20 protein-coding genes, 1 tRNA gene and 1 other RNA gene are annotated in these 23085 nt (G+C 73.7%); 9 read left to right on the top strand and 13 right to left on the bottom strand.

Annotated features, from left to right (window positions below):
• Positions 1 to 99 precede the first annotated feature (99 nt).
• The 4 genes from O7609_RS11125 to O7609_RS11110 all read right to left on the bottom strand — a co-directional run bounded on the left by O7609_RS11125 (position 100) and on the right by O7609_RS11110 (position 5315).
• Positions 100 to 2457, bottom strand: a complete 2358-nt coding sequence (locus tag O7609_RS11125; protein WP_269743508.1) for an FtsX-like permease family protein — start codon at positions 2455 to 2457, stop codon at positions 100 to 102.
• Positions 2458 to 2550: 93 nt separating this feature from the next.
• Entirely contained in the window at positions 2551 to 3279 is a 729-nt protein-coding gene (locus tag O7609_RS11120; protein WP_269734773.1) for an ABC transporter ATP-binding protein, read from the bottom strand.
• 64 nt (positions 3280 to 3343) lie between these two features.
• A complete protein-coding gene (locus tag O7609_RS11115; RefSeq protein ID WP_269734772.1) occupies positions 3344 to 3784 on the bottom strand; it encodes a universal stress protein in 441 nt (146 codons plus the stop codon).
• Positions 3785 to 4343: 559 nt separating this feature from the next.
• Positions 4344 to 5315, bottom strand: a complete 972-nt coding sequence (locus O7609_RS11110) for a helix-turn-helix domain-containing protein (protein WP_269743507.1) — start codon at positions 5313 to 5315, stop codon at positions 4344 to 4346.
• 405 nt (positions 5316 to 5720) lie between these two features.
• Here O7609_RS11110 and O7609_RS11105 point away from each other — a divergent pair, with 405 nt between their 5' ends.
• A complete protein-coding gene (locus tag O7609_RS11105; RefSeq protein WP_269734770.1) occupies positions 5721 to 6221 on the top strand; it encodes a hypothetical protein in 501 nt (166 codons plus the stop codon).
• A gap of 43 nt (positions 6222 to 6264) precedes the next feature.
• Here the strand turns inward: O7609_RS11105 and O7609_RS11100 are convergent, their stop codons facing one another.
• The 4 genes from O7609_RS11100 to O7609_RS11085 form a co-directional block, all read right to left on the bottom strand.
• Complete coding sequence (locus tag O7609_RS11100; protein ID WP_269743506.1) at positions 6265 to 6906, bottom strand: phosphoribosyltransferase; 642 nt, start codon at positions 6904 to 6906, stop codon at positions 6265 to 6267.
• A 42-nt stretch (positions 6907 to 6948) separates the two neighbouring features.
• Complete coding sequence (locus O7609_RS11095) at positions 6949 to 7623, bottom strand: dienelactone hydrolase family protein (RefSeq protein WP_269743505.1); 675 nt, start codon at positions 7621 to 7623, stop codon at positions 6949 to 6951.
• 113 nt (positions 7624 to 7736) lie between these two features.
• Positions 7737 to 8444, bottom strand: coding sequence for an ABC transporter ATP-binding protein (locus tag O7609_RS11090; RefSeq protein WP_269743504.1), 708 nt, complete (start codon positions 8442 to 8444; stop codon positions 7737 to 7739).
• Entirely contained in the window at positions 8441 to 9529 is a 1089-nt protein-coding gene (locus tag O7609_RS11085) for an ABC transporter permease (RefSeq protein ID WP_269734766.1), read from the bottom strand. The genes O7609_RS11090 and O7609_RS11085 overlap by 4 nt, the downstream gene beginning before the upstream one ends.
• A gap of 339 nt (positions 9530 to 9868) precedes the next feature.
• Here O7609_RS11085 and O7609_RS11080 point away from each other — a divergent pair, with 339 nt between their 5' ends.
• Together O7609_RS11080 and O7609_RS11075 are read left to right on the top strand one after the other, a co-directional pair.
• Positions 9869 to 11077 carry a sensor histidine kinase gene (locus O7609_RS11080; protein ID WP_269743503.1) on the top strand — a complete coding sequence of 403 codons (1209 nt, stop codon included), beginning with the start codon at positions 9869 to 9871 and terminating at the stop codon, positions 11075 to 11077.
• Entirely contained in the window at positions 11074 to 11730 is a 657-nt protein-coding gene (locus O7609_RS11075; RefSeq protein ID WP_269734764.1) for a response regulator, read from the top strand. The genes O7609_RS11080 and O7609_RS11075 overlap by 4 nt, the downstream gene beginning before the upstream one ends.
• A gap of 149 nt (positions 11731 to 11879) precedes the next feature.
• Here the strand turns inward: O7609_RS11075 and katG are convergent, their stop codons facing one another.
• Entirely contained in the window at positions 11880 to 14111 is a 2232-nt protein-coding gene (gene katG / locus O7609_RS11070; RefSeq protein ID WP_269734763.1) for a catalase/peroxidase HPI, read from the bottom strand.
• Between the two features lie 480 nt (positions 14112 to 14591).
• On the opposite strand from katG, the gene O7609_RS11065 reads away from it, so the two are divergent.
• On the top strand, positions 14592 to 15005 hold the full coding sequence (locus O7609_RS11065; RefSeq protein WP_269734762.1) for a Fur family transcriptional regulator: 414 nt from the start codon (positions 14592 to 14594) through the stop codon (positions 15003 to 15005).
• Between the two features lie 139 nt (positions 15006 to 15144).
• Positions 15145 to 16239: an alpha/beta hydrolase gene (locus O7609_RS11060; protein WP_269743502.1), complete on the top strand. Its 1095-nt coding sequence runs from the start codon at positions 15145 to 15147 to the stop codon at positions 16237 to 16239.
• A 21-nt stretch (positions 16240 to 16260) separates the two neighbouring features.
• Here the strand turns inward: O7609_RS11060 and O7609_RS11055 are convergent, their stop codons facing one another.
• Both O7609_RS11055 and O7609_RS11050 read right to left on the bottom strand, forming a co-directional pair.
• Complete coding sequence (locus tag O7609_RS11055) at positions 16261 to 16506, bottom strand: LapA family protein (protein ID WP_269734760.1); 246 nt, start codon at positions 16504 to 16506, stop codon at positions 16261 to 16263.
• A gap of 36 nt (positions 16507 to 16542) precedes the next feature.
• The gene (locus tag O7609_RS11050) at positions 16543 to 16953 is read right to left on the bottom strand and encodes an SHOCT domain-containing protein (RefSeq protein WP_269734759.1); all 411 of its coding nucleotides are present in this window, start codon (positions 16951 to 16953) and stop codon (positions 16543 to 16545) included.
• An 11-nt stretch (positions 16954 to 16964) separates the two neighbouring features.
• On the opposite strand from O7609_RS11050, the gene O7609_RS11045 reads away from it, so the two are divergent.
• Positions 16965 to 17372: a type II toxin-antitoxin system PemK/MazF family toxin gene (locus tag O7609_RS11045; RefSeq protein ID WP_269743501.1), complete on the top strand. Its 408-nt coding sequence runs from the start codon at positions 16965 to 16967 to the stop codon at positions 17370 to 17372.
• A gap of 20 nt (positions 17373 to 17392) precedes the next feature.
• On the opposite strand, the gene O7609_RS11040 is transcribed toward O7609_RS11045, so the two are convergent.
• The gene (locus O7609_RS11040) at positions 17393 to 19816 is read right to left on the bottom strand and encodes a helicase-associated domain-containing protein (protein WP_269744342.1); all 2424 of its coding nucleotides are present in this window, start codon (positions 19814 to 19816) and stop codon (positions 17393 to 17395) included.
• Between the two features lie 274 nt (positions 19817 to 20090).
• Positions 20091 to 20175: transfer RNA gene (locus O7609_RS11035), tRNA-Ser, on the bottom strand.
• A 73-nt stretch (positions 20176 to 20248) separates the two neighbouring features.
• On the opposite strand from O7609_RS11035, the gene ffs reads away from it, so the two are divergent.
• The 3 genes from ffs to O7609_RS11020 all read left to right on the top strand — a co-directional run bounded on the left by ffs (position 20249) and on the right by O7609_RS11020 (position 23070).
• Positions 20249 to 20347: signal recognition particle sRNA small type (gene ffs, locus O7609_RS11030), an RNA gene on the top strand.
• A gap of 45 nt (positions 20348 to 20392) precedes the next feature.
• Entirely contained in the window at positions 20393 to 22624 is a 2232-nt protein-coding gene (locus O7609_RS11025) for a DNA polymerase III subunit gamma and tau (protein ID WP_269743500.1), read from the top strand.
• Positions 22625 to 22719: 95 nt separating this feature from the next.
• Positions 22720 to 23070, top strand: a complete 351-nt coding sequence (locus O7609_RS11020) for a YbaB/EbfC family nucleoid-associated protein (protein WP_269743499.1) — start codon at positions 22720 to 22722, stop codon at positions 23068 to 23070.
• Positions 23071 to 23085: the final 15 nt, after the last annotated feature.

Genomic DNA, 23085 nt, shown 5'->3' with positions numbered 1-23085 from the left:
GCGGCCTTCGGTGTGCCCGGGAGAACAGGTGCTACGGGTGTGTCCTGCACGGGTGACGGCACAGGCAAGCCGGAACCGCGACCCGTTCCGCCCGTTCCGTCACCGTGCCCTTTCCCGCACGACCCGGGCGACGTCCAGTCGGCGTAGGGCTCGTGCTGCGGGAAGCTGGGAGAGCGCGGCGGCGGACAGCACCGCTGCCACGCTGAGGGTCAGTGCGGGCCAGCCGAGCGACAGTCTCAGGGTGAAGAGGTCGCTGTCGAAGGACCGCAGGAAGGCCCAGGCGGCCGTGGTCCCCAGGGCCAGCCCGGCGGGCAGGGCCAGCGCCACGGCGGTGAGGTTCTCGGCGGCAAGGGTCCCCGCGACGCGGCGAGGGGACGCCCCGGCGGCGCGCAGGGTGGCCAGCTCGGTGGTGCGCTCCGCGAGGTTCACGGTCATCGTCACGTAGATCACGGTGAAGGCGAGCGTGCCGCCGAGAACCAGCATGCTCCCGATGAAGACCCAGAACAGGCCGAGGTAGCGGTCGACCTCGTCGCGCAGGGCCTGCTCGTCGGTGTAGGAGAGCACCCCGGGCAGCCTCAGCACCGCGTCGCGCACCCCGTCACGGGCCGTGCCGTCGGCGAAGCGCAGCAGGTAGCCGGAGTGACCGCGGCCCGCGGTCGCCCTGACGGTGCTCCGGACGGCGTAGAGGGCGGTGCCCATCGGCTCCTCGACCAGCCCCGCCACCACGACCTTCCGGCCCGGCTGCCCGGGCGCCGTGACGGTGATCTGGTCGCCGGGCCGCACGTGCAGACGGTCCGCCAGGGCCCTCCCGGCGAGTACCCCGTCGTCCGGCAGGTCCCGCCAGTCGCCCGCCGGAGTCCGGAACCCGTGCATGACGGTGTCCGGCTGGAATCCCGTGAGATTCGTGGTGTAGGAACGGCCGCCGTCGGAGGCGGTCACGCGGACCGTGGTGACGGGCTCCACGGCGCTCACACCCCGCATCGTGCTGAGCCGCCGGGCGAGGTCCGGGTTTCCGGCTTCCGCGAGCACCGTGGCGTCCTGCCGCTGAACGCGGTCGAAGTGTTCGGCGAGGGCCGCCCGCATGGAGGTCATCATCCCCACCGCCGTCAGGACCAGGATGAGAGCGAGGACGCCCCCGGTCATGGTCGCGAAAGTGCGCCGAGGGCTGCGTGAGAGGTCGCGCAGAGCCATGCGCCAGGTCAGCGGAATGCGGCGGAGCCGCGTGAGCAGCCGCCCCCAGCGCCGTGGACGGAACGGTGGTGCGGCGGGCCCGCGCATCGCCTCGGCCGGCGGGGTGCGGGCGGCGGACAGGGCGGGTGCTCCGCCCGCGACCACGCCCACGAGCACGCCGAAGGCCAGACCGGTGACGACGGTCCCCGGATGGCGGCCGATCACCGTGTCCGGAACGTCCACGGCCGAGGTGTAGGCACGAGTGACCGCCGAGGTGGCGAACGCGCCCAGCACCGTTCCGGCCACGGCCCCGGCTGTCCCGGTGAGCACGGCGTGCCCCAGATAGTGACGGACCACGGCGCCCCGGCGGGCCCCGGCCGCCAGCAGTGTGCCGATCACCGCACGCTCCGCGAGGACAAGACGGGTGAGCAGGATGTAGGCGGCCACGGCCGCGGCCGACAGGAACAGGACCGGGAAGGCGACGGCCAGCTCGGAGAATCCCCGCAGGTCCTCGGCGAGGGCCGCGTTGGAGGGCTGGTCGGCCCGCGTCACCACGTCGACGGCTCCCGCGTCCCGCAGCGCCCTCGTCACGTGTGCGGCGGCCCCGGAACCGCGGGCGGGGCCGGTGAGTTCGACCAGCGCCTGGTCAGGGGCGTCGAGCCCGGCGAGTGAGCGTGCGGTGGGCTCCGGGACGAAGAACACGGCGAAGGAGCGCGGATCGACGATCAGCTCCTGGCGGCTGGGCGCGGGCCACAGGTATTCGGGGGACACGGCCACTCCCCGGACCGTGAGTGTGCGCCAGCCGCTGCCGTCGAACACCCGCACCCGGTCGCCGGGGACCAGAGCGAAGGTCTTCGCGGCGTGCCGCTCCACCAGGACGCCCTCCGGGTCACCCGGGGCCGGCCGGGAGCCCCTCACCACGTCGACACGGTTCACCGCGGCCTGGCGGCCGTCGGCGGGAAGCCCGATGACCCGGCCCCGCAGCCTGCCGTCACCGATCTCGACCGGCAGGTCGGCTTCGGTGCGGCACGTGACGGCTGCCACCCCGTCCAGGCCGCCCACCGCCTCGGCGAGCCGGGTGGCGTCGTCGGAACGCGCCGTCAGATCGGCGAAGTGCAGCCGCTCGTAGGTGCGGTCGTAGGACGCGCTCAGGTTGCGGTACGCGTCGTAACTGGCGGTGAAGAGGGTGACACCGAGCAGAACCGTCACCGCGACCGCGGCGAACTGGGGCAGGCGGCGGCGCAGGTCACGCCCTGTCTTGACGAGCAGCACGCTGTTCACGTGCATCCCCTCCCCCGCACGTCCCGGATGCTCTGCCCGCACCGCGCACCCGGCACGACCGGCGACTCCGCCCTGCACCGGCTGTCCCGCATGTCGCCGTCACCAGCTGACCTGGTCGGCCTCGACGGGCTCGGCCTGACGCTCCACAGACCGGACGCGTCCGTCGCGCATCGTCACGACCCGTTGCGCCATCGACGCCACGGCGGCGTTGTGGGTCACCATCAGCACTCCGAGGCCGCCGTCCCGGCTGGTGTCCTGGAGAAGCCGCAGGACGGTCCGCCCGGTGACCATGTCGAGAGCCCCGGTCGGTTCGTCCGCGAGCAGCAGATCGGGGTCGGTGACGAGCGACCGGGCCAGGGCAACCCGCTGCTGCTCGCCACCCGACAGCTGAGCGGGGAACGCGTCCGACCGTTCGCCGAGCCCGACCGCCGCCAGCAACTCCTCGGCCCGACGCCGGTCGCCCCGCCGGGTCAGTTCGGCGACCACCTCCACGTTCTCCCTGGCGGTCAGAGTCGGGATCAGGTTGAAGAACTGGAAGACGAAGCCGACGTGTTCCCTCCGGAATCCGGACAACACGCCCGGGGACCGCCCGGTCAGCTCCTGGCCGGCCACCCGAATGCGGCCGTGGTCGGCCGCCTCGATGCCGCCGACCACGTTGAGCAGCGTGGTCTTGCCGGAACCGCTCGGGCCCAGGACCACCACCAGTTCCCCCGGCTCGATGTCCAGATCCACGTCGCGCAGGGCGTGAACGGCCGCCTCACCACTTCCGTAGGTCTTACTCACCCCGCGCAGCCGGATACCGCCACGCGGTTCCGCCGTCGTCCTCACTCACCTTCCCTTTCCGCCTTCTCCGCCGCTCTGACCTGGTGCTTCGTCGCCTCCTCTGCTCGGTTCAACGGTGATCGGGCCGTACGACCAGGACCGGACAGCTCGCGTGGTGCACGCAGTGACCGCTCACCGATCCGAGGAGCATCCCGGCGAAGGCACCGCGCCCGTGACTGCCGACCACCAGCAGGTCCGCGTCCCGGGACGCTTCGACCAGCACGGCCGCCGGATGGCCCTCGACGGCCTGCGGGCGGACCGGGACCCCCGGATGCGTCCCGAGGGCCTCCTCAACACTCTGGTCAAGGCTTCGCCGGGTCTGCTGTGCGAAGTCGATGCCGGAGTAGTCCACGGGCATCCCGTAGCCGAGAGGGGGCTGCCATGCCTGTACGGGACGGAGCTCGGCGCCGGTCAGCGCCGCGTGACGGGCCGCCCAGCGCAGGGCGGACCTGCTGGACTCCGAGCCGTCCACCCCCACCACGATCACGCCATCGGTCTCCCGCCGTGCCATGTCCCTCCTCCTCGCCCTGTGGTCTGGCTCCGTTCCGGCGCGAAGCCGTTCCCGGCGAACCGCACCACGCGAGAGCCCGGCGGTGACGGTCCCGGTCGCTCTCTCGGTGGGCATCATGATCCCGGGCACGGCCCCGCGAAGCCGTCCGACGCGCGCGGCGGAACGGGACACTGGTCGGCTCTCACTTCCGCCGCCCGACTCGACGAACGAGGCGAAGGCACGACCAAGGGCCGTGCCCGGGCGGTGGCCAGGCGGCTCGGGAGGCCCATGACCCCCCGCCTCCTTCTCACCCACTCCCCGTGGACGCTTTCCGTGGGCACGGGCGGCGTCCGGGCTGAGCCGGTCAGCCGAATGACCGAGAGCGATGGCGCTGGCTTCCTCCACGTCTCCGGCGGCCCCCACACCGGGTCCACCGGCGGACCGCCGCCTGGCTCTCCGGGTAGCCACCGGCCTGGCCCTTCGCCCTGAGCGCTGCGAGCGCACCTGCCGGACGCCTCCGGGCTCTCAGCAGTGCCGGTCTGCTACGGGCACCTGATCGGCCCCTCCGCGTAGGGCGTGCTCAGGACAGGCGGCCGGACTTGGCGAGCAGGTAGGCGAGCTGGGCTCGGCTGCGGCTGCCGTACTCCTCGGCCGCGCGGCGCACGTAGTTGGCGACGGTGCGGGTGCTCATGCCCAGCCGGGCGGCGACGGCCGTGTCCGTGTGGCCCTCCACCATGAGCCGCAGCACCGTGAGTTGCTTGGCGTCGGTCAGCGGCTCCGGGCGGCCCAGCGGGGTGTCGAAGTCGACGGGCTCGGCGCGCTGCCAGGCGTGGTCGAAGACGTCGCCGACGAAGCCGACGACCCCGGCGTGCTCGATGGCCAGGCCGCGGGCGCCCGGCTCGGCGGTGTGGTCGGGGATGAGGGCGAAGGACCGGTCGAAGAGGTAGACGCGGTCGAACAGCTCATCGAGGGTGCGGAACTCGCCGCCGTGGCGCTGCACTTCGTCCATGAACTCCAGCGTCGGCTCGTGGGAGCGCACCGAGTGCTGGTACAGCCCGCGCACCCGGACGCCGCGTTCGAGGAGCCCGAGCGTCGGGGCGAGGTTGCGCTTGAGGACCTCGGGCGGGCGCGGCGCCTGCGGCTGCGCGTAGCAGAACTCGGTGCGGCAGGACTCCCCGCGCTGCCGCACGACGCCGACGATCACCTGCTGCCCGTGCAACACTCGTACCGGGGCCAGCGATTCACGCACCTCCTGGTCCCACAGGGCGCGCACGTCGGCGAAGGAGTCCTGGAGGGCGGCGAGCCGCTGCCGCCCGCTCGTGATGGACTGCTCGACGGGCTGGGAGAGCCGGTGGGCGGCCAGGTAGGGCGGGACGGGTGTGAAGGCGCCGGGCTTCTCCTCGTGGGGCACGAGAAGGCCGAGACGCAGCAGACAGCCGGGGACGCCGCCGGACACCGTTCCGTCCGCGAGGGCCTCCCGGTAGGCGGTCAGCCCACGCTCACAGGGGGCCGCCGGCTCGGGTGAGCCCTCTTCGTCCGCTTCTTCGCACATATCGACCACCTGTGGGTTTCCGCATTTCCAGATCGTGCATGCCCAGCACAGTTTCCTCGAATCCCCGGCCGGGACACCATCTGAGGTGTGGGAGAGACGCAGCGATTCGATGTGGACCTCCCCGCAACGGGGGTAGCAGAGGGGGCACGGGGGAGCCTCCGGGAGCTGCATCGGCGTGTCCCTTCGGGGCCCGTTGGTGCGGCCCCCGGTGCTGTCCGCCCCCGGGCACCGCGTCCGCGCCGTCGCGGGGGGCGGTACGGGCCGTACGGCCCGCGGCCCGCGGGTTCCGCCCCGGCACCGGTCACCACCTGGGCCGACGCGCGCCGTGTGCCTCCATGCCGCCTTGTGAGCGGTCTGCCGACTTCCTAGCGTGATCCACCGAGGTGGAGGGCGAGGGGACTTCGTATGACGGAAGGCACGCTGGGGCGTGTGGGCGCCGCGGAGGAGTTCGTGGACGCCGCGAGCACGCCCCTGCCCGCACCGCCCGGCCGGCGGGTGTACGTCGTCACCATGCTCCTCTTCGGAGCCGTGGTCGCCCTGGCCGTCTCCTCGCTCTTCGACCGCGCTCCGGTGCGGGTCTTCACCGTCCAGGAGGCCGTCGTCACCGGGGTCGAGGACTGCCCGGCGGAGCCGCCGTCCGTGTCCCCGTCCCTGTGCGCGGCCAGCTGGCGCTTCCCGGGCGGCGGCACCGGTGAGGGGCACGTCGTGCGGGGCGCGGGGCTCGCCGTGGGGGACACGGTCCACGGCGACGCGGACCTCGCCTACGACAACCTCGGGGCGCTCGTCGAGGTGACGGTGCTCTGCGTCGGGGTGAGTCTGATCGTCCCCGGAGTGCTGGCCGCCCAGTGGTACGCACGCCGCCGCAAGCGCCGCCGATACCGCTCGTTCGGCTGGGTGTACCCGTGAGCGGACGCGGAGGGAGCCGCCGCTGAGGAAGCGGGGGCCGGCGTCAGAAGCGGTCGAGGGTGGCGATGACCTCGTCGTCCGTGACCTGGGCGAAGTCGTCGTACCACTGCCCGACGGCCCGGAACGACTGCGGCTGGTGCAGGCACACCAGGTCGTCGGCCTCCCGCTCGATCACGGGGGCGCTCTGCGGGGCGCACACCGGCACCGCCAGCACCAGCCGCTCCGGGCCCAGCGCGCGCAGGAACTGGAGGGCGGCTCGTGCCGTCACCCCCGTCGCGAGCCCGTCGTCGACGACGATCACCGTGCGGCCCGCGATGTCCAACGCGGGCCTCCCGCGCCGGTACAGCTCCTCCCGGCGGCGCAGCTCCACCCGCTCGCGGGCCACCACGGGGGCGAGCCCGTCCGGGTTCAGGCCCAGCATCGCCAGCGTCTCCCCGTCGTACAGCGGAGCCCCCTCACCGGCGATGGCCCCGACGCCGAGCTCGCGGTGGCCGGGCGCGCCGATCTTCCGGGCCACGACGACGTCCAGGGGCGCCCGCAGCGCCGCCGCGACCTCCGCGGCCACGGGAACGCCCCCGCGCGGCAGAGCCAGCACCACGGCATCGGTCACCCTGAGGTCGTCCGCCCAGCTCACCAGCCGGGCGGCCAGTTCCCGCCCCGCGTGCCGGCGATCGCGGAACCGCATGCGCACACCCTCCTCGTCCTCCTCGAACCCGTCCTCCGGGCCTCAGGTCTCGCCGGAGTCGGGTACTCCGGCGCCGAGGAACCAGTCCCGGGCCGCGTCGGCCACCTCGTCCAACGCCCCGGGCTCCTCGAACAGATGCGTGGCACCGGGGACGACGTGCTCGCGGTGCGGGGCCCGCAGCCGCCCGGCCGCCTCCCGGTTCAGCCGCAGCACCTCCCGGTCCCGGCCGCCGACGATCAGCAGTACGGGCGCCCGCACCCGCTCCAGCGCGTCCCCGGCCAGATCCGGCCGGCCACCGCGCGAGACGACGGTGCGGACCCGGTCCGGCCGCTCGGCCGCGGCCACCAGCGCCGCTCCGGCCCCGGTGCTCGCGCCGAACAGGCCCACCGGGAGGGCCGCCGTGTCGGGGCGCCCGCCCAGCCAGTCCAGGACGTCCACGAGCCGCTGCCCCAGCAGCGGGATGTCGAACCGGTGGCGCGCGGTGACCACGTCCACCCGCTCCTCCGCCCCGGTCAGCAGGTCCATCAGCAGCGTGCCGAGCCCGGCGCCCTGGAGCGCCGCGGCCACCGCCCGGTTGCGCGGGCTGTGCCGGGAGCTGCCGCTGCCGTGGGCGAACAGCACCAGACTCGGGGCGCCCGGCGGCACCACCAGGTCCCCGGGGATCGCGGACCCGTCGGTGGGGACGGACACGTGTTCGTACTGGGGCTCGGAGATCATCGCCGCTCCCGGCCGCCGCCGCGCCTCGACCGGCGTCGGCGCGTCGTGCTGTGCTGGTGTCCCGCCCGTCGCGGGCACCTACCTGATGCCCAGTACCCGCGAGCGCCGCTCTCTCACACCGCCCCGCCCGCTTTCTCCGCGACGGCCGCCTCGCCGAGGGTGAGGCGCCCGTCGCGGAGGCGGGCGATCCGGTCGGCGGAGGCCAGGTGGGTGCGGTCGTGCGTCACCAGGACCGTCGCCGTGCCCCGCTCCCGGGTGAGCCGGGCCAGCAGCGCGACGACGGCCGCCCCGCGCTCGTGGTCGAGCGCGCTGGTGGGCTCGTCGACCAGCAGCACGGTGGGCTCGTTCATGAGCGCCCGGGCGATGCCGACCCGCTGCCGCTGGCCCCCGGAGAGCCGGTGCGGACGGCGCCCGGCCTGCTCGGCGAGGCCCACCGCGTCCAGCAGCTCCAGCGCCCGCCCGCGCGCCCGGGCGGGGGAGCGGCCGTCGATCCCGGCCATGACCTGGAGCTGTTCGAGCGCCGTGAGCGCGGGCAGGAGGTTGGGCTGCTGGAAGACGAGGCCGAGCCGGCGGCGCCGCAGCCGGGCGAGCTCGCGGCGGGGCAGGTCCGTCGTGGTGACGCCGTCGACGGTGACGGTGCCGGAGTCCGGGGTGACGAGCGTCGCCGCGACGGCCAGCAGGCTCGACTTCCCGGAGCCGGACGGCCCGACGACGGCGGTGAGGCCGCCCCCGGGCACGTCGAGCGAGACCCGGTCGAGCGCGGTCAGCCGGGCGTCGCCGTCCGGGTAGCTGAGGGTGACGTCGGTCAGGCGCAGGCTCATCGGGCGCTCCCCAGGGCGATCAGCGGGTCGACGGAGGTGATGCGGCGGACGGACACGGCCGCCCCGAGCAGGCCGAGCGCGACCAGCACGGCCGCGGGCGGCAGCACGGTGGCCGGGGTGAGGACGAACGGCACCGCGCCGTTCCCGGCGAGGAGGGCGCCGACGGCGACCGCGCCCCCGGTGCCCAGCAGCGTGCCGCCTACCAGCAGCACGAGGGCCTGCCCGAGCGCGTCGCGCAGCAGCCCGGCCGTGGAGGCGCCCAGGGCCTTCAGCACCGCGACGTCGCCCGCCCGCTGGACGGTCCACACCGCGAAGAACGCGCCCACGACGAGGGCGGAGATGACGAACAGGAAGCCCCGCATCAGCTGCAGGGAGCCGTTCTCGGCCGCGTAGGAGCCGATCGCGGACAGCGAGTCGTCCGGGGTGACGGTCCGCGTCCCGGCCGCCGCGTCGACGGCTCCGAGGTCGGCGCCGGGGCCGGTGTCCAGGGCGATGACGGTGGCCGTCGGGTGCCCCGCCGAACCGTCGGGCGCCACCCCCTGCCAGGCGTCGAGGGTGAGCCACACGACCGGGGCGTGGCTGAAGGAGGCGTCGCCGCGCACGGCAGCGACGGTCAGCCGCCGCCCGGCGAGGGTGACGGTGGCGCCGGGGCCGGCCCCCAGCTCCTCGGCGGCGGCGGTCGACAGCACCGCCGTGCCGGCGTCGAGCCGGTCGCCGCCCGGGGCGAGCCCGGAGCCGGGCCGGACCCCGAACGCGGCCACCCCCACCGTGCGGGCCCCCGCCGTCGCCGAGGTCATGGCGATGCCCAGCGGCTCGGCGCTCTCCACGCCCTCGGCCTCCGCCCAGCGCCGCCACTGCCCGGCCGTCACGACCGACTCCGCGTACGAGAGGTCCTGCCCCTCGCCGGGTGCCGCGAAGGCGAGCCGGTCGGCGGGCAGCCCGGTGATGGCGGAGACGTTCTCCCGGCCCAGCCCCGCCGTCAGCCCCGACAGCAGACCGACGAGCAGGGTGATCAGGACGATGACGGTTCCCATCAGGGCGAAGCGTCCCCTGGCGAACCTCAGGTCTCTGACGGCGACGAACACGGCGGCGGTGCCTGCCTCTCACGACGGGGAAGGGGGTGCCACCACCGTCGCTCCTCCACCCGGGGCCCGGCATCGCGCGCAGGACCGCACTTCCCGGATCGGAAGACCGCCGGACGCCTCCCACTATCGATAGAGGCCGCCCGCGGATCGGTTCCCTACGCTGGAGACACTGTGAACGCCGCCGCCCCCGCTCCCGGCCCCGCGCCCGCCGCTCCCGGCCCCGCGCCCGCCGCCGGTTCCGCTTCAGCGCCCGCCGCTGCCCCCACCGCCGGCCCCGGCCCGGCTGCCGGTCCGGCTCCCGGCCCGGCTGGTCCGGCTGCCGGGCCCGGGCCCGTCCTCGTGCCCGGGCCGACCGCGAGAACCCTGGGCTGGTGCCTGCACCTGCTCGTCCTCGGGCTGCTCGGCCTGGCCGCCGCCCGTGCCGTGGCCGGGGGCGGCCCCCGGGCCGGTGCGGTGGTCGCCGTCGCGGTCGCGGCCGGGCTCGGCTACGCGGCGGGTCCCCTGCTCGCCCGCCGCGTCCGCGCCCAGGCCGGGGCAGGCGGCTCCCGGCGAGCCGCCATCTGGTGGCTCGCCGCCGTGTGTGCCGCGTGGCTGGCCCTGCTGACCCTGTCCCCCGACGGCGTGTGGGTGGCCTTCCCGCTCTACTTCCTCCAGCTCCACCTGCTGCCGCGCCGGGCCGCGCTCGTCGCCGTACCGGCCACCGCGTGCGCGGCCGTCGCCGCCTTCGCCGCCCACCGCGGCGGCTTCACCGTGGCCATGGCCCTCGGCCCGGTCCTCGGCGCCGCGGTGGCCGTCGCCGTCGTCTGGGGCTACCAGGCCCTGTACCGGGAGAGCGAGCAGCGCCGCCGGCTGATCGAGGGGCTCACGGCCACGCGGGCGGACCTCGCCGCCGCCCAGCACACCGCCGGGGTGCTGGCCGAACGCGAGCGGCTGGCCCGGGAGATCCACGACACCCTCGCCCAGGGGTTCTCCAGCATCCAGCTGCTGCTCACCGCGGCCGAGCGCGCCCTTCCCGGGCGGCCTACGAGCGCCGCCGACTACCTGGGGCAGGCCCGCCAGGCCGCCGTGGACAACCTCGCCGAGGCCCGCCGGTTCATCGCAGCCCTCACCTCGCCCACCCTGGACGGCACCACCCTCGCCGGGGCCCTGGAACGCCTCTGCGCCACCACCTCGGCCCGGCACCCCGTCACCGCGGGCCTGCTCGTGACCGGCACCCCGGAGCGGCTGCCCACCGCGCACGAGGTCGCGCTGCTCCGCGTCGTCCAGTCGGCCCTGGCCAACACCGTCCAGCACGCCGACGCCGGGACGGTCGACGTCACCCTCGGCTACCGGGGTGACGCGGTCACGGTGGACGTCGTCGACGACGGCACCGGGTTCGACCCCGACGCCCTGCGCGCCCCCGACCCGGTCGGCGGCGGCTACGGGCTGTCCGCCATGCGGGCCCGGATGACGGCTTTGGGCGGCACCCTCACCGTCCGGTCCGTCCCCGGCGAGGGCACCGCCCTGGCCGCCCGCCTCCCCCGCCCCGCCCCGGAGGCCCGCCCATGACCGGCGGCCCCCCGGCCGGCGGCCCGGCACCCGTCCGCCTGCTCCTGGCCGACGACCATCCCGTCGTCCGCGCCGGGCTGCGCGCGGTGCTGGAGACGGAACCCGGCCTCGTCGTCGCGGCCGAGGCGGCCACCGCCGAGGAGGCCGTCGAGCGAGCGGCGCTGGGCGACGTCGACGTCGTCGTGATGGACCTCCAGTTCAAGGGCGGCATGAACGGCGCCCAGGCCACCGCCGCCATCACCGCCCTGCCGGACGCGCCGCGGGTGCTGATCGTCACGACCTACGCGACCGACGCCGACACCCTGCCCGCGATCGAGGCCGGTGCCACCGGCTATCTGCTCAAGGACGCGCCGCCGGAGGAGCTGGCCGCGGCCGTGCGCACCGCCGCGGCCGGCCGTACGACGCTGGCCTCCTCCGTCGCCGACCGGCTCCTGCACCGGCTGCGCACCCCCGGCACGACGCTCACCCGGCGGGAGACGGAGGTGCTGGCCCTCGTCGCCGAGGGGCTGTCCAACCAGGCCATCAGTGCCCGGCTCCACCTCACCGAGGGCACCGTCAAGTCCCACCTGGCCCGCGTCTACGCCAAGCTCGGCGTCACCTCCCGCACCGCCGCCGTCGCCACCGCCACCGACCTCGGCCTCATCCGCCGGTAGGGGGTACCGGGGAGCTACTTGCCGACCTCCGGCCCGTACCACTGAAGGGCCTGGCCGGTGTCCCGAGGTCCTGACCGCGGGCGGCGTTGGCCGGAAACGGGTCCAGGCCGACCCCGCGTGGGGGTCGGCCTGGAGGGGCGGTGGGTGGGTCAGCGGAGGTCGAACCGGTCGAGGTTCATGACCTTGTCCCAGGCCGCGACGAAGTCGTTGACGAACTTCTCCTTCGCGTCATCGCTCGCGTACACCTCGGCGAGGGCCCGCAGCTCGGAGTTGGAGCCGAAGACGAGGTCGGCGCGGGTGCCGGTCCACGTGACCTCGCCGGTGGCGTCGTCCGTGCCCTCGAAGGTGTTGGCGTCCTCGGACGTCGCCTTCCACGTCGTGCCCAGGTCGAGCAGGTTGACGAAGAAGTCGTTGGTCAGCACGCCCGGCCGGTCCGTGAGGACACCGTGGGAGGACTGCTGGTGGTTGGCGCCCAGGACGCGCAGACCGCCGACGAGGGTCGTCATCTCGGGGGCGCTCAGGGTGAGCAGGTTCGCCCGGTCGATGAGCAGGTACTCGGCCGGCAGGCGGTTGCCCTTGCCGAGGTAGTTGCGGAACCCGTCGGCGACCGGCTCCAGCGCGGCGAAGGACTCCACGTCGGTCTGGTCCTGCGTGGCGTCCACCCGGCCCGGGGTGAAGGGCACCTCGACGTCGTACCCGGCGTCCTTGGCGGCCTTCTCGACGGCCGCGCAGCCCGCGAGGACGATCAGGTCGGCCAGCGAGATCCGCTTGCCGCCGCTCTGCTCGCCGTTGAAGGCCTCCTGGATGCCCTCCAGGACGCGCAGCACGTTCGCGAGCTGGTCCGGGTCGTTGACCTCCCAGCCGCGCTGCGGCTCCAGGCGGATGCGCGCGCCGTTGGCGCCGCCGCGCTTGTCGCTGCCGCGGAAGGACGAGGCGGAGGCCCAGGCGGCGGACACGAGCTGGGACACGGTCAGGTCCGAGGCGAGGACGCGGCCCTTGAGGTCGGCGATGTCGGCGGCCTCGACGAGCTCGCCCTCGCGCTCCGGCAGCGGGTCCTGCCACAGCAGCGTCTCGTCCGGGACCTCCGGGCCGAGGTACCGCACGACCGGGCCCATGTCGCGGTGCGTCAGCTTGTACCAGGCGCGGGCGAAGGCGTCCGCGAACTCCCGCGGGTTCTCGTGGAAGCGCCGCGAGATCTGCTCGTAGGCCGGGTCGAACCGCAGCGAGAGGTCGGTCGTGAGCATCGTCGGGGCGTGGCTCCTGGACGCGTCGTGGGCGTCGGGCACGGTGCCCGCCCCGGCGCCCTCCTTCGGCCGCCACTGGTTCGCCCCGGCGGGGCTCTGGAACAGCTCCCACTCGTAGCCGAAGAGGACGTCGAAGAAGGTGTTGTCCCACTGGACCGGGGTGGGCGTCCAGATGCCCTCCAGCCCGCTGGTGATCGCGTCGCCGCCCTTGCCGGTGCCGTGGCTGTTCTTCCAGCCGAAGCCCTGCTGCTCGATCGGGGCGGCCTCCGGGTCCGGGCCGACGGCCTCGGCCGGGCCCGCGCCGTGCGTCTTGCCGAAGGTGTGGCCGCCCGCGATGAGGGCGACGGTCTCCTCGTCGTTCATCGCCATCCGGCGGAAGGTCTCCCGGATGTCGCGCGCGGCGGCGATCGGGTCCGGGTTGCCGTTCGGGCCCTCCGGGTTGACGTAGATCAGGCCCATCTGGACGGCGCCGAGCGGGTTCTCCAGCTCGCGCTCGCCGGTGTAGCGCTCGTCACCGAGCCAGGTCGACTCGGGGCCCCAGTACACGTCCTCCTCGGGCTCCCAGACGTCCTCGCGGCCGCCGGCGAAGCCGAACGTCTCGAAGCCCATCGACTCCAGCGCCACGTTTCCGGCCAGGATCATCAGGTCGGCCCAGGACAGGGACTGGCCGTACTTCTTCTTCACCGGCCACAGCAGACGGCGGGCCTTGTCGAGGTTGCCGTTGTCCGGCCAGCTGTTGAGCGGGGCGAAGCGCTGCTGGCCGGCCCCGGCGCCACCGCGGCCGTCGCTGATGCGGTAGGTGCCCGCGCTGTGCCAGGCCATCCGGATGATGAAGGGGCCGTAGTGGCCGAAGTCGGCGGGCCACCAGTCCTGCGAGGTGGTCAGCACCTCGGCGATGTCCCGCTTCACGGCCGGGAGGTCGAGCGACGCGAAGGCCTCGGCGTAGTCGAAGTCCTCGCCGAGCGGGTTCGCCACGGCGGGGTTCTTGGCCAGGATCTTCAGGTTCAGCTGCTCCGGCCACCACTGGCGGTTGCCGCCGCCCTGCGTCGGGTGCGGCGCCCGCCCGTGCGCGACCGGGCAGCCACCCCCGCCCTCGGTCTTCGCGTCGGTGACGATTGCGTCGGGATTCTCAGCCATGGGAAATCCTTCCGGACTAGCGGATCACGGTGCTCAGGCAAATGCGGGCGGCCGCCGACCAGAGCGCGGGGCTCCGGGGGCCGACCGTGGTCAAGCAGGGTGCCGGGGCCGACCGCGCGGTGGATGGCGGTGGAAACTCCGCGCGACCGTCACACGACGTGCTGGGGGTCGCCTCGACGTCGAGATGATCACCGCCCGGGCTGCGGCGTCGCGGCGGGACGACGCACGGCCGGGCCGTGGCCCTGACCTGCGCCTTACCGGCACCGGCACCGAGTCGCAGGCGGGCACGCGCCCGGCCGCCGCGCCGGGTGCGACCGGGGCAACCGGCTCCGGCGCCGGGCGGCGCATCCGTCCGCTGAACCGTCATGTGCCCGTCTCCGCTGTTGTCCCGTCCCTTGGCCGTCGCCGGAACCGATCCTACGATGGACAAAATCCAAGTCAATACATGAGTCCAATGACGCCCCTTATAGGCTGGTGACTATGAGTGACCTGCTGGGAAGACTTCGCGGACGCGGCTGGCGCATGACGGCGCAGCGCCGGGTCGTCGCCGAGGTTCTCGACGGCGAGCACGTCCACCTCACCGCGGACGAGGTGCTGGCCCGGGCCGCGGCCCGGCTCCCGGAGATCTCCCGGGCGACGGTGTACAACACCCTCGGTGAACTCGTCGCGCTGGGCGAGGTGTTCGAGGTGTCGACCGACGGCCGCGCCAAGCGCTACGACCCCAACGCCCTCCGCCACCACCACCTGGTCTGCTCGTCCTGCGGCGCCATCCGCGACGTCCACCCCGCCGGGGACCCGCTCGCCGACCTGCCCGCCACGGAACGCTTCGGCTTCACCGTCTCCGACGTCGAGGTCACCTACCGCGGCCTGTGTCCGGGCTGTGCCGCCCTCTGACCGCGACGCCCCCCGTCGCGGTCAGAGGGTGACGCAGCCGGTGTCGGCTCCGGCCCCGCGCAACCGGAGCTGACCCGGCCGGGTGAGATTCCCGGACATCCCTGATGTGCCGGAACGCCCCGGTGTCAACACTCAACCCATGACACCAACCACGCCCGGCGCGTCCCGCCGCCGCTTCCTGCTCGCTTCCGCCGCCTGGGGGCTCGCCACCCCGGCGGCCCTCGCCGCCGCTGCCCCCGCCCACGCGGCCCCCACCCGTACCGCCGGCCGCGCGCCCACCGGGACCCCGCCCGGCACGCCGCCGCCCGGTGCGCGGGCGCGCGTCGTGCGGGAGAACCGCGTCGACGAGCGCATCACCGACCTCACCCTCGCCTCACCCGCCCTCGGCGAACACGCCGCCGTCCGGCTGCTCACCCCCCGCGGCTGGCACCCCCGTCCCGCCCACGGCCGGTGCTGGCCCACCCTCTACCTCCTGCCCGAGGGCGGCGGCGACCACCTCTCCTGGACCGACCACCACCGCATCCAGGACCTCGCCTCCCTCCACGACACCCTCGTCGTCATGCCGGCGATGCCCCTGTACGGCTTCTACACCGACTGGTGGAACCACGGTGCCGGAGGCCCGCCGCGCGTGGAGTCCTTCCACCTGAGGGAAGTGATCCCGCTCATGGAACGGGACTACGGGGCCGGGCCCCGGCGCGCCGCGGCCGGCGAGTCCCAGGGCGGCTTCGGCGCCCTCTCCTACACCGCCCGCCACCCCGGCCTCTTCCGCGCCGCGGCCAGCTACAGCGGCTTCGTCCACCCGCTCCTCCATCCGCACGCCGTGCGGGCCGGGATGACCTACCTCGGCATGGACTGGCTCGCCCTGTGGGGCCACCCCGACCGGCAGCGCCACCTCTGGGCCGCACACGACCCCGCCTGCCTCACGCACCGGTACGCGGGCGTCCCCGTCTACCTGTCCTGCGGCGACGGCCGCCTCGGGCCGCTCGACCCGCCCGACACCGAGCCCGACGACCACATCCCCGGGCTGGAGGACCCCGACAACCCCTTCCCCGACGACGTCCTCTCCCCGACCGAGGCCATCATGCGGGAGGAGAACGAGGCCCTCGCCCCGCTGCTCCGCGCCGCCGGGGCCCGGCTCACGACGCACTTCCACGCCGGCACCCACGACCCGCCCTACTGGGCCCGCGAGCTGCGCGCCTCCCTACCGATGCTCCTCGACGCGCTCCACGGCTGAGGCGCTCGACGGCTGAGGCGCTCAGCGGCGGCGCCGGTACCGCAGCATGAACATGCCGCCGAGGATGCCGAGCGCCCAGGCGATCAGCAGGGCGCCCCACAGCGGCATGGTCACCTCGGGGATCAGCAGGCGGATCTCCACGCTCGTCGTGTTCTCGAAGATGAACACCAGGGCGATCGCGGTGATCAGGGCGAATCCGATGAGCCGACGGACCGCCGGACGCGAACGGGCCGGCGTGCGCGGCTGCTGTCCGCTGGACCCGGGCATGGGAACCCCTTCTCCCTCACTCGTGCGGTACCGGCGTCAGTGGAGGATCTTCTCCTTCGCCCGCCGGAACTCGTCGTCGGTGATCTCGCCGCGCGTCCGGAGGTCCGAGAGCTTGGCCAGCTCGTCCGCCCGGCTCGGGCCACCGCCCCCGGCGGTCTCGCGGATGTACGACTCGACCTCCGCCTGCGCGCTCCGCTGCCGCGCGGCCTCGCGATGGGCCATGCCCCTGCCGCGGCTCACCAGGTACACGAAGACGCCGAGGAACGGCAGCACGAGCACGAGGAGCAGCCAGCCGGCCTTGGCGCCGCCGCCCAGATCGTGATCGCGGAAGATGTCGGCGATCACCCAGAACAACAGCATCACCCAGATGACCCAGAGGAAGATCCAGGCCGTCGTCAGCAGCGCGCTGAGGAGGGGAAAGTCATACGCCAGGTGCACGGTGTCCATCTCGTCTCCCGTTGGACGTACGGGTGTGCCTTGCCTTCATCCTGCGCCACCACCCGCACGACGGCGACCCGGCCGCAGTCACCCGGGAGAACGGCCCCGCCGGCCGGGCTCGACGCGTTGTCCACAGCCTGTGCAGGACGAGGCCGAACCCCGCCGTCGTCCTCACCGTCAACCGGATGGCGGAGCCGCTCGCCTCCGTGACGGTCGCGCTGATCACCGGCACATCCGGTCCCCAGGTCACCCGTGTTCCCATCGGACCGGATGCCGGAATGACGACGTACGACGAGTCGGACGTGCGCTGCGCGGACCTTCACACACTGGCGAAGCCGCGGTTGCGACGGAAGCTGGGGCTGCTCGCTCCGGGTGAACTGCACCGTGTGGAGGACTCCGTCCGTCTGATCCTCGGGTTGCAGCGCTGAGCTTGTGCGCGCGGCCTGGTCTACACCGGCATGACACCGTGGACGCGGGAGAGAGTGAAGACACGTTCGGCTTCACGCAGGTGGCACCAGGCTTCGAGGTAGGGCGGGTCGAGTGCGAGGCGGCTGAGGGTGCGTACGGTGCGGCTGCCCGAGGCGGCGACGTATTCGACCCTGATGGCGGTGCCGGCGTCGAGGGCGTGGCTGAGTTGGCGGACGTCCGCGTACGTCAGCTGCTTCGCGTACCCTGCGACGATCTCCTCGGTGTCTGTGCCGAAGGGGACTCCGGTGCCAAGGGGATCGGGATCCGGGGCGGTTGGCGGGGCGTTCAGCAGCAGCGCAGCCAGAGCACGTGTGTCCACGGTTGTCGACGCCTCCGCCGCCTGGTGTGCCGGGAGTCCTGGGCCCGCCTTTGCGGAGGACTTCCGTGGGGACGGAACAGCGGTGACCCGCCGAGGTGGGACCTTCTCGATGCGTACGGTTCCATCCACCGCCTCGGCGACCGGGCCATAGCCCTGGTTCCGGAGTGCGGCAAGGGTCTGGTCAGGCGTGCCGGCGCTGACGAGCACCGTCGGGGCGAGCTGCCGCAGCCCGAGCGAGTTGAGTCCTCGGTGAGCGGCCAGTTCTGCCAGGAGGGACGGCTCGTCGCCGTGGATGACGCAGGCGGCGGGGGCCACGCGCACACGGCCGTGACGGCGTGCGGTGTCGGCGATGAGGTAGGACAGGGGCTGTGGCAGGGGACCCTCGGCAATGGCGGCCAGCTCGGCCGAGACTTCGTCCGGAGTGAGGCCGGCGTCCAGGGCCTGTCGGATGCTGCTGGTGCTGAACCGCCACACGGAGGCCGTGCCACTGGTCTCCCGGTCCGCGGTCCTATCCAGGAGCTCGGCGAGGCGCGCCGCGGGCGTGCCGCTGACGACGGCCGTGAGGTCGCTGCCGAACCGGGCTGTGCTGGTGGCCTCGGGCAGCAGTCGCCGGCACTCGGCGGCAAGTTCCTCAGCGTTGCTGGCCAGCAGAGCCGCGCCGAGCGGGGAGAGAGAGCCGCGGGCGATGACGCCCAACAGTTCGGCCTCGCGGACCGCGGTAGCGAAGGGTGACTCATCCTGGACTGTTGGGTGAGCGAGCGGACGGTGCCATTCCACGAGCGGGCCCAGGTCAGTGGCGACCCGCACGCCCAGCCCCTCCGGCAGCCGTGCCGCAGCGGTGAGGAGCCCATTGCGAGCCTGTAGGCAGCCGTCGCAGGGAGGTGCTCCGGCCAGGGCGGGGAGCGCCTTGTCGTCCTCGTCGCGGGCCTGGGACGGGGTGAGCGGCAGGTTCCACCATGCTTGAAGCAGCGTTGCGAACTGCGCCGCAGGCTCCTGCGCCGCCCAGGCATCGTACTTCTCGGTGGGCGCGACGCGGTGGCCGTCCCTGGCCAGGAGTCCGACCGAGTACGCGGTCTCCAAGACGATGCGCACCACGACGTCCTCGGCCTGCGCGGCCTTGCGGATCCTGCCCAGCTCACGTGCGCCGACCCCGCCGGACTTCAGCCGGGCCGGGGGAGCTGACGAGCAGACCGACAGGACCGAGGCGGTGTGGGCCGCGAAGGCCGTAGCGGCTGCTGCTGTCTCCAGTTCCACCTGCCCGGCGGCGACGGCCACCAGCTCCGCGGCAGGCGGTACGGGCTCGAACGGGGCGTGCCAGTCGGGCCCGCGGAGCGCGAGCGCCACTTCGACGGGCATGCGGGCCGGTCCGTATCCGTGACGGTTCCGGACCAGCAAGCCTCGGTCCAGGGCCCATCGCTCGCCCTGCCGGGAATCGGCCTGGGGAGCCCCGAACACGATGAACTCCGTGTGTTGTGGCGCGGACCTCGCTCGGTGCTCAAGCAGCTCGCGGGCACAGGACGGGGCCTTCGCCACCACGGAGGCGATGCGTTCCGGATCGCGATGGTGTTCCCGAAGAGCGGCTGTGCGCTGCTGCCTGGTGCCGGGTGGCTTGATGCCCAGCGTCACGAGCAGGCGGCGCAGCTCCTCGGACGTCATGCCTTCCAGCAGCACCTCCAGCGGAGCGTCAAGACCCAAGGGCGCGTCCCATGCCTGCCGCAACGGTGCGGCCAGGTGGAGCTTCCCGTCGCCGTCCGGCCAGACCAGCCCGTGATCTGCCAGAGTCCCCAGCACGGCGTCTAGTTCCCGAGTGGCGGCGGGCGCAGTCACTCCCAAGGTTCTCGCCAGGACATCACGCGGCAGGGGTGTTCCCAAGGCGGCTAGGACCTCGGCCACTTGGAGGCACGGTAGTGGGAGCTGCGGCAAGGCGAGCGCCACCGAGCCCGGTCGCAGAAGACGTACCGCCAGTTCCTCCAGCGAGTGCGGCTCAGGGGGAGCCGAGATGTCGTTCCGCAGCGCGAGCACACGCCCCAACTGCGGGGCTTCGAGGCCGGCCAGCCAGGTCGTCAGCGTGAATGGGGACGTCACAGCGGACACCTCGCGAGGTCGGGAACGCACAAGCGGCCAGATCCGGACCCTGCGCAGATCAAGGATGGCGCTCTCACGGGCCCGCAGGCAGCGTACGTGAGGGTGCACCGCTGGAGGCGAGGCGCTGACCGGGCGGAAGCGTGGACGGTTCTGGCGTGCTGGCATAGATATTCCGAATGTCGGATATAGCCGAGACCACAACTGAGACCAGGGGACGACGAAGGCCCCGGCCGCTGGGCGGTCGGGGCCTTCGTTCAGCCCGGTGAAGGCTGGGCGGAGGATACGAGATTCGAACTCGTGAGGGGTTGCCCCCAACACGCTTTCCAAGCGTGCGCCCTAGGCCTCTAGGCGAATCCTCCGCGGTGAACAATACAAGACCGATGGGGGTGGTTGCGAACTCGATCCCTGGTCCGGAGATCGGGTAGGGTTGGGGCCAGCCCCTCACGTGGCGCTATCTGACTGAACTCCCCCAGGGCCGGAAGGCAGCAAGGGTAGGTTGGCTCTGGCGGGTGCGTGGGGGGCGTTGACGTTTGTGCGGCGGCTCACATGTCGGCGGGCTCCGATACCGTCGTAGACGTGTCATCCCTCGCGCTGTACCGCCGCTACCGCCCCGAGACCTTCGCCGAGGTCATCGGGCAGGAGCATGTGACCGACCCGCTGCAGCAGGCGCTGCGCAACAACCGGGTCAACCACGCGTACCTGTTCAGCGGGCCGCGTGGCTGTGGAAAGACGACGAGCGCGCGGATCCTGGCGCGCTGTCTCAACTGCGAGCAGGGGCCGACGCCGACGCCGTGCGGCGCGTGCCGGTCCTGTGTGGACCTCGCCCGCGGGGGCGGGGGCTCGATCGACGTGATCGAGATCGACGCCGCGTCGCACGGTGGTGTGGACGACGCCCGTGAGCTGCGGGAGAAGGCGTTCTTCGGGCCCGCGGCCAGCCGGTACAAGATCTACATCATCGACGAGGCGCACATGGTCACCTCGGCGGGGTTCAACGCCCTGCTGAAGGTGGTGGAGGAGCCTCCGGAGCATCTCAAGTTCATCTTCGCGACGACGGAGCCGGAGAAGGTCATCGGCACCATCCGGTCGCGGACGCATCACTATCCGTTCCGGCTGGTCCCGCCGGGCACGCTGCGGGACTACCTGAGCGAGGTGTGCGGCCGGGAGGACATCGCGGTGGACGAGGCCGTGCTGCCCCTGGTGGTGCGGGCCGGGGCCGGCTCGGTGCGGGACTCGATGTCCGTGATGGACCAGCTGCTCGCCGGTGCCGACGAGGGCGGTGTGACGTACGCCATGGCGACGGCGCTGCTCGGGTACACGGACTCGGCACTGCTGGACGAGGTGGTGGACGCCTTCGCGACGGCGGACGGCGCGGCGGCCTTCACCGTCGTGGACCGGGTGATCGAGGGCGGGCACGACCCGCGGCGCTTCGTGACGGACCTGCTGGAGCGGCTGCGGGACCTGGTGATCCTGGCGGCCGTGCCGGACGCGGTGGAGAAGGGGCTGATCGACGCACCGGCCGACGTGCTGGAGCGGATGCGGGCCCAGGCGGAGGCGTACGGGGCCGCGGAGCTGAGCCGCGCCGCGGACCTGGTCAACACCGGGCTGACGGAGATGCGGGGCGCGACGTCGCCCCGGCTGCAGCTGGAGCTGATCTGCGCGCGGGTGCTGCTGCCCGCCGCGTACGGGGACGAGCGGTCCCTTCAGGCCCGGCTGGACCGGTTGGAGCGGGGGGTCGCGTTGGCCCCCGGTGCGGCTGCCGCCGCGCCCGCGCCCGTTGCCGCCCCCGCCCCCGTTTCAGCCTCTGCGCCCGTTTCCGCGCCCGGGCCGGTCGCCGGGACGGCTGCGCCCGGGCCGGTTCAGGCCGCGCCATCCGGCGCGGCGGCTCCGGAAGCGCCTGCCCCGCAGGCCCCGGCTACCCAGGCTCCCGGCCCGCAGGCCCCGGCTCCACAGGCCGAGGGTGGGCGGCGTCCCGGGGCGTGGCCGACGGCGGGCGCGGGGGCGGGTTCCCCGGCGGGGGCACGTCCCGCGGCTGCGGAGGCGCCTGCGCCGCCCCAGGCGCCGGTGCCGCAGGCCCCGGCTCGCCAGGCCCCGGCCCCGGTCCCGCAGGGTGCCGCTCCGCAGGGTGGTGGAGGCGGTGTCGCGCAGGTGCGGCAGATGTGGCCGGACGTGCTGGAGGCCGTCAAGAGCAAGCGTCGGTTCACCTGGATTCTGCTCAGCCAGAACGCGCAGGTGAGCGGCTTCGACGGGACGACGTTGCAGCTCGGCTTCCCGAACGCCGGCGCGCGGGACAACTTCTCCTCCGGCGGCAGCGAGGACGTGCTGCGGTCCGTGCTGAGCGAGCGCTTCGGCGTGCAGTGGAAGATCGAGGCCGTCGTGGACGCGGGCGGTGGCGAGGGGTCGGCGTCCGCGGCGCCAGCGCGGCCGTCGTACGCGCAGCCGCCGCCACCGTCCGCGGGGTTCCAGGCGTCACAGCCATCACAGGCGTCGCAGCAGCCCCAGCAGCCCCAGCAGCCGTGGCAGTCGTCCGCTCAGGCTGCTCCTCAAGCCCCCCAGGCTCCGCAGAGCCCTCAGGCCTCCCAGGGGTACCAGCCGCCTCAGCCGTCCCAGCAGCAGGGAAGCCCGTCGGCGGGGCCGTCCGCCCCGCCCGTGCCGCCGGTGGCGGAGAGTCCGCCGCCGCCCGCCGTCTCCGTCGAGGACGACATCCCGGAGGACGACGACCCGGATCTGGACGAGTCGGCGCTCTCGGGCCACGACCTGATCATCCGCGAGCTCGGGGCCACGGTGGTGGAGGAGATCAACCACGAGTGAGCCGGACGGGAGCACCGCGGAGCACGTAGGCTCGGCACACGAGCACGTGTCAGTGCCCGCCAGCAGGCGAGCCAAGCGGACGAAGGAGCGAGCCCGTGTTTCCCGGTGGTGGTCAGCCCGACATGCAGCAGCTGCTGCAGCAGGCCCAGAAGATGCAGCAGGATCTCGCCGCGGCGCAGCAGGAGCTGGCGGAGACGTCGGTCGAGGGCTCCGCGGGCGGCGGCCTGGTCAGGGCGACGGTGACGGGGTCCGGGGAGCTGAAGGCCCTCGACATCGACCCCAAGGCGGCGGACCCGGAGGACACCGAGACGCTGGCCGATCTCGTGCTGGCCGCGGTCCGGGACGCGAACGCCGAGGCGCAGAAGCTCCAGCAGGAGAAGCTGGGCCCGTTGGCGCAGGGTCTGGGGGGTGGCGGGGGCGGCGGCATCCCCGGCCTGCCCTTCTGAGCCACCGGTACTCCC

The sequence above is a fragment of the Streptomyces sp. WMMC1477 genome (assembly GCF_027460245.1).
In the GTDB taxonomy this organism is placed as follows: Bacteria; Actinomycetota; Actinomycetes; order Streptomycetales; family Streptomycetaceae; genus Streptomyces.
Note: the sequence above shows the minus strand (reverse complement) of the source record. Positions and strands in the feature narration are given on the sequence as shown.